The following is a 238-nucleotide window of genomic DNA, read 5'->3' as shown; positions in this document are numbered from 1 at the left end:
CGGCCTTCCTCGACATCGACAATGCCTTCCGCACCCTTGTCGTCGTGGAGACGCTGCAATGGACGCCTTTCGCCTTCCTGCTCTTTCACATGGCCTATTGGGCCATACCGCTCGACGTGCGCGAAGCCTCCTCGCTCGATGGCGCATCACCGTTTGAGATCGTTCGGTGGATCGACCTGCCGCTGATGAAGCCGACGCTGGTCATCGCGTTTTTCATCCGTTTCATCGACGGTTTCCG

The 238-nt window shown here is 59.2% G+C and carries 1 protein-coding gene; it reads left to right on the top strand.

The window, feature by feature from the left end; all coding sequences use genetic code 11:
• Positions 1 to 238, top strand: a 238-nt coding sequence (locus EOB49_RS35840; protein WP_164782028.1) for an ABC transporter permease subunit, incomplete at both ends; no start/stop codon positions are given.

The organism is Mesorhizobium sp. M7A.F.Ca.MR.148.00.0.0 (genome assembly GCF_003997735.1).
GTDB lineage: Bacteria > Pseudomonadota > Alphaproteobacteria > Rhizobiales > Rhizobiaceae > Mesorhizobium.
Note: the sequence above shows the minus strand (reverse complement) of the source record. Positions and strands in the feature narration are given on the sequence as shown.